Here is a 14,309-nt window from a genome sequence, read left to right on the forward strand (position 1 = left end):
CTCAGCCCCCCTGCCGCGGCGAGACGATCTCGACCCGGTCGCCGGGCGCGAGCGTGCGGGCCTCGCGCGCACCCATCGGCACGAAATCCTCGTTCACGGCCGTCGCGACCCTGGCCTCGCCCTGCCCGAGCTCCTCGAGCAGCGCCGCCAGCGTGCCGGCCGCGGTCTCGACCGCCTCACCGTTCACTGTGATCTTCATGGAAGTCCTCCGGTATCCTGCCCTCCAGCACGAGATCCGCCGCCATCACCGCCAGCGCGGGCGCGAGCAGGAAGCCGTGCCGGAAGAGGCCGTTGGCAAAGAGCCGCCCGCCCTGGCGCCGCAGCCGCGGGAGATTGTCCGGGAAGGCCGGGCGGGCATCGACGCCGATCTCCAGGATCTCGGCCTCGGCAAAGGCGGGGTGCAGGGCATAGGCCGCATTGAGCAGCTCCATCACCGAGCGCAGGGTGGCGCGCCGGCGCTCGCCGCTCTCGATCTGGGTGGCGCCGAGCATGTAGACGCCGTCGCCCCGTGGCACGATGTAGAGCGGGAAGCGCGGATGCAGGAGCCGCACCGGCCGGCTGAGCGTGATCTCGGGGCAGCGAAGCACCACCATCTCGCCCTTGACCCCGCGCAGGTCGGCCAGGCTGTCGCGCGCGGCGAGACCGCGGCAGTCGATCACCTGCCCCTCGGCCGGCCCGTCGGCCGGTTCTTCGGTGCGGAAGGCGACGCCCTGCCCGGCCAGCCGCGCGCGCAGGCCGGCGAGCGTGGCGCGCGGGTCGAGATGCGCCTCCGCCTCCATCAGCAGCGCCTCGGCGAAGCGCTCGCCGAGATCGGGCTCGAGCGCGGCAATCTCGTCGCGGCCGATCCGCCGGGCATTCTCGGCCCGGCGCGAGAAGGTGGTGAGCTCCGAGCGGTCGCGGCCGAGCGCGACCACCAGCGTGCCGTTGCGGATGACCTCGGCGCCGCGGGCCTCCCACCAGTCGGCCGCGCGGCGGCCATGGCGCACCACCCCGGGCTCGGCCGAGACCCCCTCGCAATCCGGCGCCAGCATGCCGCCCGCCCACCAGGAGCAGGCATGCGGCCCCGGCGCGCCGGCCGGATCGACCAGCCCGACCGCGGCACCGCGCGCCGCCAGCTCCGCCGCCACCGCGAGCCCGCAGACGCCGCCGCCGAGCACGGTGAACGCCGCGCTCACGCCCAGACCTCGTGGAAATGATGCACCGGCCCGTGGCCGTGGCCAACCGCGAGGCCGTCGGCGGCGCGGATCGCGGCATGCAGCCAGCCATGCGCCGCATCGACCGCGGCCCCAAGCGGCTGCCCCTTCGCCAGCCCTGCCGCGATCGCCGAGGAGAGCGTGCAGCCGGTGCCGTGCGTGTTCCTGGTGGCGATCCGCGGGGCGGCGAGCGGGGTCTCGGCGCTCTCGGCGATCAGCCAGTCGGTGCAGGTCTCGCCGGCGGCATGCCCGCCCTTCATCAGCACCGCCCCGGCGCCGAGCACGCGGAGCGCCCTGCCCTGCGCCTTCAGCGCCGCATCGCTATCGGCCTCTGGCACGCCGAGAAGCTGCGCGGCCTCCGGGATGTTCGGCGTCAGCACGGTGGCCCGCGGCAGCAGCCGGCTCCGCAGCGCCTCGACGGAGCTCTCCGGCAGCAGCACCGCCCCGGATTTCGCCACCATCACCGGGTCGAGCACCACCGGCCCGGCGAAGCGCTCCAGCGCCTCGGCAACGCAGGCGATCAGCTCCGGCGTGCCGAGCATGCCGATCTTGACCGCCGCGACATCGATATCGGCCAGCACGGCGGCGATCTGCGCCGCGACGATATCGGTGGGGATCGGGTGAACCGCGGTCACGGCCTGCGTGTTCTGCGCGGTGACGGCGGTGATCACGCTGGCGCCATAGACGCCCAGCGCGGAGAAGGTCTTCAGGTCGGCCTGGATGCCGGCGCCGCCCCCGCTGTCGGAGCCGGCGATGGTCAGAGCAATGGCGGTCAAAGCCGTCGGTCCTTCACGTCAATGGCAAGGACCGACAGGGGGAGAGGTCTTTCGGGGTCTCGATGCTCCGAAGGCCTGTTCCCTACGCCGGTCCTAACCGGTTCAGGTTCAATGGGTTCGCTTGCGCATCTCAGCCCCGGAGGGCACCCCAACAGAGTCCTTCAGCGTGCTTACACCCCTTTCCCGCTCAACGGAAGCCCAGAACCTGCTCCGGCAGCCAGAGCGCGGTTTCCGGGAATGCGGCAACAATGCCGAGCGCCACGATCTGGATCGCGATGAAGGGCACCACCCCGCCATACATCTGCCGCAGGCTGATCTCCGGCGGCGCGACGCCCCGCAGGTAGAAGATCGCCGGCGCCATCGGCGGCGTCAGATAGCTCGTCTGGATCATGATCAGCACCAGCATGCAGAACCACACCGGCTCCATCCCCGCCATCAGCACGAAGGGAATGAAGATCGGGATGAAGATCAGCAGGATAGAGATCCATTCGAGGAAGAAGCCGGCGATGAACACGATGCCGAGGAAGGTGATCAGCAGCCCCCAGTAGCCGAGGTCGAAGGCCTGGATCAGCTCGCGCATCATCTTCATGCCGCCATTGCCGACGAAGACCCCGGTGAAGAGGCTGCCGGCGAGCAGGATGAACATGATCATCGAGGTGATGGTCAGGGTCTTGATCAGCGCCTCCCAGAAGGTGCGGAGCGTGAGCTTGCCGTAGCACATCGTCAGCAGGAAGGCGCCCAGCGCGCCCAGTGCCGCCGCCTCGGTCGGCGCCGCCCAGCCGAGCATGATCGAGCCGAGCACCGCGAAGATCATCGCCAGCGGCGGCGCCAGTGCCCTCGCCGTGATCGCCAGCTTCTCGCCGAGGCTGGGCTCGTCCTCGTCCCGCGGCGCCACCGGGCCGGCACTCGGCGAAACCGTGCAGAGGATGACGATATAGACGATGTAGAGCCCGGAGAGGATCAGGCCCGGGAAGATCATCGCCACCATCAGGTCGCCGATCGAGACGTTGGCGATCGGCCCGAGCACCACCACCACCACCGAGGGCGGGATGATCGTGCCGAGCGAGCCGCCGGCGCAGATCGTGCCGGAGATCAGCTTGTTGGAGTAGTTGTGCTGCATCATCGCCGGGATCGCGAGCAGGCCGACCACCGTCTCGGTGGCGCCGATCACGCCGGTGGAGGCGGCGAAGATGATGCACATGATGACGGTGCCGATGGCGAGGCCGCCGGGCAGCCGCCGCGTCCAGAGATGCACCGCGCTGAAGAGCTCCTTGGCGATGCCGGAGCGCTCGAGCATCGAGCCCATGAAGACGAAGAGCGGCACCGCGGCCAGCACGAAGTTCGAGGCGACGTCCTCGATCTTCTGCACGAACTGGAAGAACACCGCGTCGCCAAAGGCATAGAGCCCGAAACCGAAGGCCACCCCGAGCAGCGAGAGCGCCACCGGAAAGCCGAGGAAGATCAGCGCGAAGAGCGCCGGAAACATCAGGATGGCAGCCATCTCAGCCCTCCTCGGCCGGCTGGAGCGGCGCGCCGCGCAGCACGGCGATGGCCTTCAGCGATTCCGAGACCACCTGCAGCGCCAGCAGCCCGAAGCTCGCCAGGATGATCGCCCGGAACGGCCAGATCTCCGGGTTCCAGGCCGACTGGCCGGTCCGCTCTCCTGTAGTCATGGCGTTGCTCGTATGCTCCCAGAAGCGCAGGCAGATCATCACCAGCGCCGGCAGCACCAGCAGCGCATAGCCCGCGAGGTCGATGATCGCCCGCCGCCGCGGCGGCAGCCGGGCATAGATCAGGTCGATCCGCACATGCTGCTGGCGCAGCAGCGTGAGCGCACCGCCGAGGAGGAAATGCAGTCCCATCAGCATGTAGCCGAGCTCGAAGGCCCAGATCGTCGGCGCGCCGAAGATGTAGCGCGCCAGCACCTCCCAGCAGGTCGCGAGCACCAGCGGAATGATGATGAGTGCGGCAACGCTCCCCACAACCGTGGAGAGCGTGTCGATTGCACGGCAAACACTGCCCATGCCGTCACTCGGCGCCGCGCGTTTTCACGTTGCGGTACTTGCCGGAATCCTTCCAGAGCTCGTCGAACGCCTTCTGGCTGTCGAGCACCTTCCTGAACCAGGCATTCTCGGCGGCGATCTGCTCGGCCCAGGCAAGCCCCGCCTCGCGGGCCTCGTACTGCACCTCGGGATCGAGCTCGATGATCTCGTTGCCCTGCGCGCGGAAGAAGGCGAGCGCCTCCGCGTCGTTCTGGCCGATGGTGAGCCAGGACTCCATCGTGGTCATGAAGGCGGCGTCGCGGATCAGCTGCTGATCGGCCTCGGAAAGCTCGGCCCAGCTGTCCTCGTTGATCACCAGCTCGAAGGGCGCGGTCGGCTGGTGGACGCCCGGGATGATCACGTATTTGGTGACCCGGTGGAAGCCCGGCGCCTGGTTCTCCCAGAGCGTGCCCCACTCGGTGGCGTCGATCGCGCCGCGCTCCAGCGCGGTATAGACATCGCCGCCCGGCATGGTCACCGGCGCCGCGCCCATGTTCTTCGAGATCTCGAGCCAGGCACCCGCGGTGCGCAGCTTCAGCCCCTCGAGATCGGCCAGCGTGGAGACCGGCTTGCGCGAATGCAGGAACACCTCGGCGGTGCGGATGAAGAGCGGCATCGAGACCAGCCCGAACACGTCGCGGCGGAACTCCTCCTGCAGCTCGGCGCCGCCCGCGCGATAGATCCAGTGCAGCATGCGCTCGCTGTCGAAGGAGCCGGCGAAACCGCCGAACAGCACCGTGGTGCGGTCGATGCCCCAGTCATAGCCCATCCAGGTGTGGCCCATGTCGGCGATGCCGTTCTTCACGGTCTCCGAGACCTTGAGCCCCGGGCCGAGCGTGCCGGCGGGATAGACCTCGATCTCGATCCGGCCGTCGGACATCTGCGCGACCTTCTCTGCGAAGGCCTGTGCGCCGATCTCCATCAGCGGCCCGCCCGACCAGCCGGTGGCCATGGTGAAGGAGTGGGTCTTCTCCTCCGCGATGGCCGCAGTGCCCAGTGCCACGGCCAGGGTGGCCGCGATCGCACGAGTGAACATCTTGTTTCCTCCCCTTTTCCGGCCGGGCTCAGGGTGCTTCGTGCCCGACCACTGATATGTTAGACGTATGTCATTGTTACTGGCACAGCAATCCCTGCGTCAACAGCAGCCGTGCGGCGACGCGGATTTCCTCTGAAATTCATGGGGAAGCGGGGATCGCGGGGATCGCGGGGCATGCGATTCAACGGTTCCGGAATTCACGAATCTTCAGATTATATCGCGAACGAAGATTGTGAACTCGGATCTCCGGCATTTACCTCCGCGGCAGAAGGGCCAGTTTCACGGCTCTTACCGGATCACCCGGGACTCCGTCATTGGAACCGAAAGGGCCCCATATGCTGGTCAGAATCAGGGATACCGCATTCGCGCCGATCAACCGTGGCTATGACGCGGTATTCCGGGCCGGCCGGCTGAGCGTCGGGCTGGTCGCGCCGATCACCGCCTACCCGGCGGGCCCGGTGCCGGCGATGGACGGCCAGGTGGCGCGCATCCGGCTCGCCGAGGAGCTCGGCTTTGCCGCCGTCTGGCTTCGCGACGTGCCCTTCAACGTGCCCTCCTTCGGCGATGCCGGGCAGCTCTTCGATCCCTTCGTCTATCTCGGGATGCTCGCAGCCGAGACCAGCCGGATCGCGCTCGGCGTCGCCAGCATCGTGCTGCCGCTCCGCCATCCGGCGCATGTCGCCAAGGCGGCGGCGAGCGCCGACGTGCTCTCGGGCGGGCGGCTGATCCTCGGCGTCGCCTCGGGCGACCGGCCGGAGGAATATCCCGCGCTCGACATGCCCTTCGCCGAGCGCGGCGAGCGGTTCCGCGAGAGCTTCGACTACATCCGGCGCATGGCGGAGCCTGCCCCCGCCTTCGACAACGCCTATGGCAGCCCGGGCGGCGGGATCGACATGCTGCCCAAGCCGGCCGGCGGCAGGCTGCCGATGCTGGTGACCGGCGGCAGCCGCCAGCAGCCGGACTGGTCCGCCCGGCACGCCGATGGCTGGATGACCTATCCGCGCAATCTCTCGGCCCAGGCCGCGGCGGTAGCCGACTGGCGCGCGCGGGTGGCGGCGGCAGGCCGTGCGCCGCTCCCGGTCATGCAGCCGCTCTATATCGACCTGACCGACGACGACGACGCGGTGCCGCAGCCGATCCATCTCGGCTTCCGGCTCGGCCCCCGCCATCTGCGCGACTACCTCACCGCGCTCGAGAAGATGGGTCTCAACCACATCGCGCTCAACCTGCGCTTCAACAGCGCGGACATCGAAGAAACGCTGCATCGTCTGGCCGAGGAGGTCCTGCCGGATTTTGCCACCCATGGAGGTCCGACACATGGCTAAGACGATCCTCATCACCGGCTCCACCGACGGCATCGGTCTCGCAACCGCACGCATGCTGGCGGAGGCGGGCCACCGGGTGATCCTGCACGGGCGCAGCCGCGAGAAGCTCGACGCCGCGGCCGCCGGGCTCTCGGCGTTCGCGGGCGGCCGGCCGGTGGAGCGCCACGTCGCCGATCTCTCGCGCATGCCGGACGTGGCCGCGCTGGCCGATGCGGTCGCGGCCGCGCATCCCCGGCTCGACGTGCTGATCAACAATGCCGGCGTCTACAACGCGCCGGTGACGCTGACCGCGGAGGGTTTCGATATCCGCTTCGCGGTCAACACCATCGCGCCCTATCTGCTGACCCGGCGGCTGCTGCCGCGGTTCGGGCCTTCGGGCCGCATCGTCAACCTCTCCTCCGCCGCGCAGGCGAAGGTCGATCACGAGGCGATCTTCGGGCGGGTGCGGATGAGCAACGGGATGGCCTATGCCCAGAGCAAGCTTGCGCTGACGATGTGGACGCGGGCGCTGGCGACGGAGCTCGGTGCCGGCGGCCCCGTGCTGGTCGCCGTCAATCCCGGCTCGATGCTCGGCAGCAAGCTGGTGCAGGAGGCCTTCGGCGTTGCCGGCGGCGATATCCGCATCGGCGCCGAGATCCTGACCCGTGCGGCGCTCTCCGACGAGTTCGCCGCCGCCTCCGGGGCGTATTTCGACAACGATATCGGCCGCTTCGCCGAGCCCCACCCGGATGCGACGGACCCCTGGAAATCGCGCGACCTGGTCAGGGCGCTCGAGGCCGCGCTCGGCGAGGGCGTGGACTGAGCGCCGGGCGCGGCCGCCCCGGGCGCCGGGGCAGCCGCTGGCCCGACCGGGCCGCCGCGGTCAGAACCGCACGCTCACGGTGAGCGCCACGCTGCGGCCCGGCTCGTTCAGCGCGATCACGCTGCCCGGGATGCCGATGCCGTCGGAGGTGCGGAAGGCATAGGTCTCGTCAAAGATGTTCTTGACGTCGAGCCGCACCTCGACCGCCTCGAGCCCCTCCGGACGCCAGGAGGCAAAGAGGTTGACCACCTCGTAGCCGTCGAGATCGACGCCGGTGCCGCCGAAATCGTCATAGTCGAGCGCGACCTGCGCCGTGCCCCCGAGCGTCACCCCGGTATAGGGCTGCCAGCCCGCCGAAAGGCCGAAGATGTGCCCCACCGGGCGGCCGTAATAGTAGGAGGTGGTCGGGATCGCCTCGCCGTTCAGCTCGACATCGGCATAGGTGTAGTTGAGCTCCGCGAAGAGGCTCTCGTCGGTGTAGCGCAGCGAGGCGTCGACGCCCTTCGAGGTCAGGTCCGCATCGCTGCGGGCGGCGGTGAGCACGTCGTCGATGTTCTCGATGCTGGTCCAGAAGAGGGCGGCATTGGCGGTGAACGGCCCGATCTCGTAGCGCAGCCCGGCGCGGCCGTTGTAGGAGCGCGAGGGATCGGGCCTGCCATAATCCCATTCCCCGCCGAGATTGATCAGCGAGGCCTCGCTGAGCTCATAGCCGCCCCAGACCGTGGAGCCGCCGAGGTTCAGCGAGAGCTGGTCGATCAGCCTGACATCCACCTGCCCGTTGGCGCTGACCCCGGCCCGGTTGTGCGTGGTGTCGTCGGCCAGCTCGAAACGCTGCGCATCGACGCGCGCGCCGTAGGAGAGCGAGACCCGGTCGCCGATGTCCTGGCGCATCTGGGCATAGAGCCCGATATTGCTCAGCCGCTCCTTCGCGTCGCCGAGATTGAGCTGGCCATGCCCCTCGGCGGTGTCGTGGAAGAAGTCGAGACCGGCGCTCAGCACGCCGCCGAGCAGCTGGAAATCGTTCTGCGCCTTGCCGCTCAGGCTGGTGTTGGTGCCGTGGGCGCCGCCGGCCTCGACGAGCTGCTCGTTGTAGGTGAGCTGCGCGGTCGGCGCCCACTGCCCTTCGGGCAGCTCGTCGGTGTAGTTGAAGGTCAGCGAGCGGCGCTCGCTCAGCGCCGGCAGATAGACCGAATCGCGCCCGACGACCCCGGCAAAGTCGGGCCGCGCAAAGTAGAGCCCGCCCGGGCCGGCCTGCATCGCGCGGTCGCCCTCGTCGCGGGTGATCGAGCCCTCGAGCTCGAAGCGGTGGCCGGCCCCGGAGGTGTAGGCGAGCTTGGCCACCCCCGCGAGCACATCCGCCTCGGTGCCGCGCACCGTGACGCCCGATCCGTCCTCATAGTCCTGCCCCGTGGTGCTGGCGGCGCTCAGCAGCACCTCGAAGCCCTCGTGCTGGCCGAACATCGTGCCGATCGCCCTGAACTCGCGGCCGTTGCTGCCGAAGGAGGTGGTGATCTGCCCGCCGATGGTCTCGTCCGGATAGAGCAGGTCGCGCGCGTCCAGCGTCTCGTAGGCGAGCAGGCCGGCCAGTGCGCCGGGGCCGGAATCCGCCGGCGCCAGCCCGGAGCTGACCTCGACCTGGCGCAGCAGCGCCGGGTCGAGCAGCACGTTGCCGGTGTGGTGGAAGGCCGACTTGTTCTGCCGCGCGCCGTCGATGGTCACCGAGAGCAGGCTCTCCTCGATGCCGTGGACGAAGATCTTCTGGGCGATCGAGGCGCCGCCGCTGACGGTGATCTCGGACTCCCCGTCGAAGACATCGCCGAGCGTCGTCGGGTTGCGCCGCGCGATGTCCTGCTGGGTGATCACGGTGTTGCCGAGCGTGTCCTGCGCGGCCTCCGATTCGACCCGGATCTCCTCGAGCAGGACCTGGTCCAGCCCCCGCTCCTGCGCCCCGGCCGTGACCGTGGCCGCCAGACAGGTTCCCGTGACGACACCAATTCTCCCGCACCGCTTCATCGGCCGGCCTCCTTCTGCACTCTCGTGATCGGTGATTGGCTGGCCGGCCTCCGCCGGAACTGGCTGGGCCCGGCGAATAGGTATTCCGACAAAAATGTTCAAGATAATTTTTTGGCTGCCGGAATGCGCACAAGCCCCGATTTTCGCTTGCAATTCCCGTCGCCCTCTCGATATCCGATAGAAAGAATCGGATAAAGGATAACCCCATGCTCAAGGCCTCGGCACGGTTCGAGACGGAGAACGCCTCGCGCTATCTCCAGCAGCTCTGCAAGCATTTCGCGCACAAGGTCCCGGTCGACTACGACGCGACGCGTGCCCGGGCCGAGCTGCCCCCGGGCCCGGCGCGCATGGCCGCGGATGCCACCGGCCTCGACATCGAGGTGACCGCCGCCGAGGCCGAGAGCCTGACCCGCGCGAAGTTCATCATCGAGGATCACCTCAAGCGCTTCGCCCATCGCGAGGCGCCCGCAGACCTCGTCTGGTCCTGACCGCCGGGCGCCGCCGCGGCGCCCGCATCCTCCCTTGACCGGGCGCGATGATGCATCGCAACATCACGCGATGTCGAACCGCCTGAAATCGCAGATCCGGATTGCCGTCGTCGAGCGCGAGCGCGAGCGCGCGCTGCTCATCGTCGACGGTCTGGCCGAGGCCGGCGATTTCGACGTCACGGTGATCGGCGACGATACCGGCCTCGCCCGCCGGCTCGAGGCGCTGGCCCCGGATGTCGTGCTGATCGACCTCGAGAACCCCTCGCGCGACATGCTCGAGGGGCTCGCCATCGCCACCGGAACGACCGAGCGCCCGGTGGCGATCTTCGTCGACCGCAGCGACGACGAGATGACCCGCGCCGCCATCGAGGCCGGCGTCAGCGCCTATGTGGTCGACGGGCTGAGGCCCGACCGGATCAAGCCGATCCTCGACACCGCGATCGCGCGCTTCAGCATGTTCAGCCGGATCCGCCGCGAGCTGGATGCCACCAAGGCGGCGCTGGCCGAGCGCAAGACCATCGACCGGGCCAAGGGTCTGCTGATGTCCGCCAGGGGGCTCTCCGAGGACGAGGCCTATGGCCTGATGCGCAAGACCGCGATGGCGCAGGGCAAGAAGATCATCGACGTGGCGAACGCGCTGGTCACCGCGGCGGATCTGCTCGGATGAGCCTGAAGACCCTTTCGGTCGGCTTCGTGCCGCTGGTCGACGCGGCGCCGCTGGTGGTCGCCGCCGAGCTCGGCTTTGCCGAGGCGGAGGGGGTGCATCTCGCCCTCAGCCGCGAGCCCTCCTGGTCGGCGGTGCGCGACAAGCTCGCGCTCGGCGCGCTGGATGCGGCGCAGATGCTGTCGCCGGTGCCGATCGCCATGTCGATGGGGGTGAGCGGATTGCCGAGCGCCATGGAGGTGCTCTCGGTGCTCTCGGTCAACGGCAACGTGGTGGGCGTGACCCCGGCGCTGGCGGCGCGGATGCGCGGCGGCGGCTGGCAGCCGGCACGGTCGGACGCTGCAGCAACCGGGCGGGCGCTGATCGCCGCGGCCGAGGGCGGGCTCACGATCGGCGTGCCGTTCCCCTTCTCGATGCATGCGGAGCTGCTCTACTACTGGCTCGGCAAGCTCGGCCTCGCCGCCCCGGCAGGGCTCGACGTGCGCACCATCCCGCCGCCGCGGATGGCCGAGGCGATGGGTGCCGGCGAGATCGACGCCTTCTGCGTCGGCGAGCCCTGGGGCTCGGTGGCGGCGGAGGCGGGCGCGGCGGAGATCGTGCTGGCCGGGCGTGCGATCTGGCAGTTCGCGCCCGAGAAGGTGCTGGCGGTCCGCGGCGGCTGGGCCGAGGCGGAGCCGGCCGCGGCGACGGCGCTGCTGCGCGGGGTCTGGCGCGCGGCGCGCTGGCTCGCCGATCCGGACCACCGGCTTGCGGCGGCCGAGATCCTCGCCGGCGAGGCCTATCTCGACCTGCCCTCCGAGGTGGTCGACCGGACACTGGCAGGGCGGGTCCTGACCGCAGCGAGCGGCGAGGAACGCCGGGTGCCGCAGCTGATCGAGTTCTTCGACGGCGCCGCGACCTTCCCCTGGCGCAGCCAGGCGCTCTGGATCGCCGAGCGGATGGCGGCACGCATGGGGCTCGACCGGGCGGAGGCCGCGCGCGCCGCGCGGCGCTGCTTCCGCGCCGATCTCCACCGGCAGATCCTCGGCCCGATCGGGGCCGACCTGCCCGGCGCCTCGGAGAAGATCGAGGGCAGCCTGCACCACCGCACCCCCGTGGCCTCCGCGACCGGGGAGATGTTCCTCGGCCCGGATGCCTTCTTCGACGGCATCGCATTCGATCCCGAGCGCGATACGCAGTCCTGAATTGCCCATATATCAGGCAGTGAATTTTTCTGCCCCGTTATTGAACTTTCCTCTTGATCTCGCGACTGCGAGATGGCCTATTCGGAGGGCCGGCGGGCAATGGCGTCCGCCTCCGACCTTCCCCGATGAAGCGGGATCGATGAGCAAAGCCGCTCGTGTGCGCGTGGATCTTCCACGCCGTCACACGGGCGGCTTTTTTCGTTTCCGGACGCCGGCACCGACCGCCGTCCCGCAATGGAGAGACGCAGATGAGTTTGCGCGCGACCACCGCCGCCGCGGCCCTGGCCACGCTGATGGCCGGCACCGCCCCGGGCCCCGCCCCTGCCGAGATGCTGCTGCCGGAGAAGGACGAGCTCACCTTCGGCTTCATCAAGCTGACCGACATGGCGCCGCTCGCCGTCGCCTACGAGCGCGGCTATTTCGAGGACGAGGGTCTCTTCGTCACCCTCGAGGCGCAGGCCAACTGGAAGGTGCTGCTTGACGGGGTGATCGACGGCCAGCTCGACGGCGCCCACATGCTCGCCGGCCAGCCGCTGGCGGCAACCATCGGCTTCGGCACCGAGGCGCATATCGTCACCCCGTTCTCGATGGACCTGAACGGCAACGGCATCACGGTCTCCAACGAGATCTGGGCGCAGATGAAAGAGCACATCCCGCACGACGCCGAGGGCCGGCCGGTGCACCCGATCTCCGCCGCCGCGCTGAAGCCGGTGGTCGAGCGCTATCGCGCCGAGGGCAAGCCGTTCAACATGGGCATGGTCTTCCCGGTGAGCACGCATAATTACGAGCTGCGCTACTGGCTGGCCGCCGGCGGGCTCGAGCCGGGCTACTACTCGCCCGAGGACATCACCGGACAGATCGGCGCCGACGTGCTGCTCTCGGTGACGCCGCCGCCGCAGATGCCCGCCACCATGGAGGCCGGCACCATCCACGGCTACTGCGTCGGCGAGCCGTGGAACCAGCAGGCGGTGTTCAAGGGCATCGGCGTGCCGGTGATCACCGATTACGAGATCTGGAAGAACAACCCCGAGAAGGTCTTCGGCATCACCGCCGAGTTCGCCGAGCAGTATCCCAACACCGCGCTGGCCGTGACCAAGGCGCTGATCCGCGCCGCGATCTGGCTCGACGAGAACGACAATGCCAACCGCCAGGAAGCGGTGGAGCTGCTCTCGCGGCCGGAATATGTCGGCGCCGATGCGGAGGTCATCGCCAACTCGATGACCGGGACCTTCGAATACGAGCCCGGCGATACCCGCGACGTGCCGGACTTCAACGTCTTCTTCCGCTACTACGCCACCTATCCCTACTACTCCGACGCGGTCTGGTACCTCACCCAGATGCGCCGCTGGGGCCAGATCGCCGAGGCCAGGCCCGACGGCTGGTATGACGAGGTGGCGCGCAAAGTCTACCGCCCGGACATCTATCTCGAGGCGGCGCGGCTGCTGGTCGAGGAAGGGCTGGCCCGCGAGGAGGACTTCCCCTGGGAGACCGACGGCTACCGCGCGCCGCAGTCCGAGTTCATCGACGGCGTCACTTTCGATGGCCGCAGGCCGAACGCCTATCTCGAGCAGTTCCCGATCGGGCTGAAGGGCGCCCAGCGCGTCGTCGGCAGCGGCGTCGACGGCTGAGCCACGGGCAGAGGCGCCCCGCGGGGCGCCCGCCACGGCCAGGCCCCCAGCATTCGCGAGGCATTCCATGACCGCAGTCACCGATACCACCCTGCCCGAGGACGCCGCGCGCGAGGCGCGCCGCTCCCGGCTCTTCACCCGCATCAACAGCGCCGAGCCCTGGTTCCGCGTGCTCGGGCTCAGCTTCGTCCCGCCGCTGCTGCGCGCGGCGGCCGGCGACAACCCGCGCGCCCGGATGCGCGAGGCGATGCAGCTGCTCGGCGTGCCGCTGCTCGCCATCATCGGTTTCCTGGTGCTCTGGGCCCAGCTCGCGCCGCAGTTCGAGACCTCGCTCGGCGCGATCCCCGGCCCGGCCGAGGTCTGGGAACAGGCCGGCACGCTGCACGAGGACGCCGCCCGCAAGGCCGAGAAGGAAGCCGCCTTCCTCGAGCGCCAGGAGGCGCGCAACGCCAAGCTCGTCGCCGCCGGCCACGGGGACCGCGTGAAATGGCGCGACTATACCGGCGCGCCCTCCTATTACGACCAGATCTGGACCTCGCTGCAGACCGTCTTCTTCGGCTTCCTGCTGGCCACGCTGGTGGCGGTGCCGCTCGGCATCCTCTGCGGCCTGTCGCAGACCGCCTCGGCCGCCTTCAACCCGCTGATCCAGATCTTCAAGCCGGTCTCGCCGCTGGCCTGGCTGCCGATCGTCACCATGGTGGTCTCGGCGGCCTATGCCACCAATGACGGCACCTTCTCGAAAGCCTTCCTGACCTCGGCGATCACGGTGACGCTCTGCTCGCTCTGGCCGACGCTGATCAACACCGCGCTCGGCGTCTCCTCGATCGACCGCGACCTCGTCAACGTCTCCCGGGTGCTGAAGATGTCCACCTGGAGCAAGATCACCCGGCTGGTGCTGCCCTCGGCGCTGCCGCTAATCTTCACCGGGCTGCGGCTCTCGCTCGGCGTCGGCTGGATGGTGCTGATCGCGGCGGAGATGCTGGCGCAGAACCCCGGGCTCGGCAAGTTCGTCTGGGACGAGTTCCAGAACGGCTCCTCCGACAGCCTCGCGCGGATCATGGTCGCGGTGTTCACCATCGGCATCATCGGCTTCGTGCTGGACCGCATGATGTACGCGATCCAGGCCGCCTTCACCCATTCGGCGACGCGGTGACCGGC

The 14,309-nt window shown here is 69.3% G+C and carries 14 protein-coding genes and 1 riboswitch; of the genes, 7 read left to right on the plus strand and 7 right to left on the minus strand.

The features are described from left to right. Position 1: 1 nt before the first annotated feature. The 6 genes from thiS to dctP form a co-directional block, all read right to left on the minus strand. Entirely contained in the window at positions 2 to 199 is a 198-nt protein-coding gene (gene thiS / locus QSJ97_RS08060; RefSeq protein WP_285671199.1) for a sulfur carrier protein ThiS, read from the minus strand. Then, on the minus strand, positions 177 to 1,175 hold the full coding sequence (locus QSJ97_RS08065) for an FAD-dependent oxidoreductase (protein ID WP_285671200.1): 999 nt from the start codon (positions 1,173 to 1,175) through the stop codon (positions 177 to 179). The genes thiS and QSJ97_RS08065 overlap by 23 nt, the downstream gene beginning before the upstream one ends. Continuing rightward, positions 1,172 to 1,969, minus strand: coding sequence for a bifunctional hydroxymethylpyrimidine kinase/phosphomethylpyrimidine kinase (gene thiD / locus QSJ97_RS08070; RefSeq protein ID WP_285671201.1), 798 nt, complete (start codon positions 1,967 to 1,969; stop codon positions 1,172 to 1,174). Before thiD ends, QSJ97_RS08065 begins: the two co-directional genes overlap by 4 nt. Before the next feature lie 62 nt (positions 1,970 to 2,031). Next, positions 2,032 to 2,130, minus strand: a riboswitch (TPP riboswitch). A gap of 26 nt (positions 2,131 to 2,156) precedes the next feature. Further along, entirely contained in the window at positions 2,157 to 3,470 is a 1,314-nt protein-coding gene (locus QSJ97_RS08075; RefSeq protein WP_285671202.1) for a TRAP transporter large permease, read from the minus strand. A gap of 1 nt (position 3,471) precedes the next feature. Further along, positions 3,472 to 3,993 (minus strand): TRAP transporter small permease subunit, encoded by a 522-nt coding sequence (locus QSJ97_RS08080; RefSeq protein ID WP_285671203.1) that lies wholly within the window; start codon positions 3,991 to 3,993, stop codon positions 3,472 to 3,474. A gap of 4 nt (positions 3,994 to 3,997) precedes the next feature. Then, a complete protein-coding gene (gene dctP, locus QSJ97_RS08085; protein ID WP_285671204.1) occupies positions 3,998 to 5,047 on the minus strand; it encodes a TRAP transporter substrate-binding protein DctP in 1,050 nt (349 codons plus the stop codon). A gap of 335 nt (positions 5,048 to 5,382) precedes the next feature. Between dctP and QSJ97_RS08090 the strand changes: the two genes are divergently transcribed. Further along, positions 5,383 to 6,372, plus strand: a complete 990-nt coding sequence (locus tag QSJ97_RS08090) for an LLM class oxidoreductase (protein WP_285671205.1) — start codon at positions 5,383 to 5,385, stop codon at positions 6,370 to 6,372. Continuing rightward, positions 6,365 to 7,174, plus strand: coding sequence for an SDR family NAD(P)-dependent oxidoreductase (locus QSJ97_RS08095; protein ID WP_285671206.1), 810 nt, complete (start codon positions 6,365 to 6,367; stop codon positions 7,172 to 7,174). Before QSJ97_RS08090 ends, QSJ97_RS08095 begins: the two co-directional genes overlap by 8 nt. 60 nt (positions 7,175 to 7,234) lie before the next feature. Here the strand turns inward: QSJ97_RS08095 and QSJ97_RS08100 are convergent, their stop codons facing one another. Beyond that, entirely contained in the window at positions 7,235 to 9,187 is a 1,953-nt protein-coding gene (locus QSJ97_RS08100) for a TonB-dependent receptor domain-containing protein (protein ID WP_285671207.1), read from the minus strand. Positions 9,188 to 9,393: 206 nt separating this feature from the next. Between QSJ97_RS08100 and QSJ97_RS08105 the strand changes: the two genes are divergently transcribed. The 5 genes from QSJ97_RS08105 to QSJ97_RS08125 all read left to right on the plus strand — a co-directional run bounded on the left by QSJ97_RS08105 (position 9,394) and on the right by QSJ97_RS08125 (position 14,304). Beyond that, positions 9,394 to 9,675 (plus strand): DUF2218 domain-containing protein, encoded by a 282-nt coding sequence (locus tag QSJ97_RS08105; protein WP_285671208.1) that lies wholly within the window; start codon positions 9,394 to 9,396, stop codon positions 9,673 to 9,675. Between the two features lie 70 nt (positions 9,676 to 9,745). Then, positions 9,746 to 10,342 carry an ANTAR domain-containing response regulator gene (locus QSJ97_RS08110; protein ID WP_434220899.1) on the plus strand — a complete coding sequence of 199 codons (597 nt, stop codon included), beginning with the start codon at positions 9,746 to 9,748 and terminating at the stop codon, positions 10,340 to 10,342. After that, entirely contained in the window at positions 10,339 to 11,523 is a 1,185-nt protein-coding gene (locus tag QSJ97_RS08115; protein WP_285671209.1) for a CmpA/NrtA family ABC transporter substrate-binding protein, read from the plus strand. The genes QSJ97_RS08110 and QSJ97_RS08115 overlap by 4 nt, the downstream gene beginning before the upstream one ends. Positions 11,524 to 11,771: 248 nt before the next feature. Next, complete coding sequence (locus QSJ97_RS08120) at positions 11,772 to 13,151, plus strand: CmpA/NrtA family ABC transporter substrate-binding protein (RefSeq protein WP_434220900.1); 1,380 nt, start codon at positions 11,772 to 11,774, stop codon at positions 13,149 to 13,151. Between the two features lie 67 nt (positions 13,152 to 13,218). Then, entirely contained in the window at positions 13,219 to 14,304 is a 1,086-nt protein-coding gene (locus tag QSJ97_RS08125) for an ABC transporter permease (protein ID WP_285671210.1), read from the plus strand. The last annotated feature ends 5 nt before the right edge of the window (positions 14,305 to 14,309 follow it).

The sequence above is a fragment of the Paralimibaculum aggregatum genome, from assembly GCF_030270585.1.
Taxonomy (GTDB): domain Bacteria; phylum Pseudomonadota; class Alphaproteobacteria; order Rhodobacterales; family Rhodobacteraceae; genus Thermohalobaculum; species Thermohalobaculum aggregatum.

Coding starts and splice junctions, on each gene's coding strand:
- QSJ97_RS08090 (WP_285671205.1), top strand. CDS start 5,383: ATGCTGGTCAGAATCAGGGATACCGCATTCGCGCCGATCAACCGTGGC.
- QSJ97_RS08120 (WP_434220900.1), top strand. CDS start 11,772: ATGAGTTTGCGCGCGACCACCGCCGCCGCGGCCCTGGCCACGCTGATG.
- QSJ97_RS08105 (WP_285671208.1), top strand. CDS start 9,394: ATGCTCAAGGCCTCGGCACGGTTCGAGACGGAGAACGCCTCGCGCTAT.
- QSJ97_RS08100 (WP_285671207.1), bottom strand. CDS start 9,187: ATGAAGCGGTGCGGGAGAATTGGTGTCGTCACGGGAACCTGTCTGGCG.
- QSJ97_RS08115 (WP_285671209.1), top strand. CDS start 10,339: ATGAGCCTGAAGACCCTTTCGGTCGGCTTCGTGCCGCTGGTCGACGCG.
- QSJ97_RS08095 (WP_285671206.1), top strand. CDS start 6,365: ATGGCTAAGACGATCCTCATCACCGGCTCCACCGACGGCATCGGTCTC.
- thiS (WP_285671199.1), bottom strand. CDS start 199: ATGAAGATCACAGTGAACGGTGAGGCGGTCGAGACCGCGGCCGGCACG.
- QSJ97_RS08110 (WP_434220899.1), top strand. CDS start 9,746: ATGTCGAACCGCCTGAAATCGCAGATCCGGATTGCCGTCGTCGAGCGC.
- QSJ97_RS08075 (WP_285671202.1), bottom strand. CDS start 3,470: ATGGCTGCCATCCTGATGTTTCCGGCGCTCTTCGCGCTGATCTTCCTC.
- dctP (WP_285671204.1), bottom strand. CDS start 5,047: ATGTTCACTCGTGCGATCGCGGCCACCCTGGCCGTGGCACTGGGCACT.
- QSJ97_RS08080 (WP_285671203.1), bottom strand. CDS start 3,993: ATGGGCAGTGTTTGCCGTGCAATCGACACGCTCTCCACGGTTGTGGGG.
- QSJ97_RS08125 (WP_285671210.1), top strand. CDS start 13,219: ATGACCGCAGTCACCGATACCACCCTGCCCGAGGACGCCGCGCGCGAG.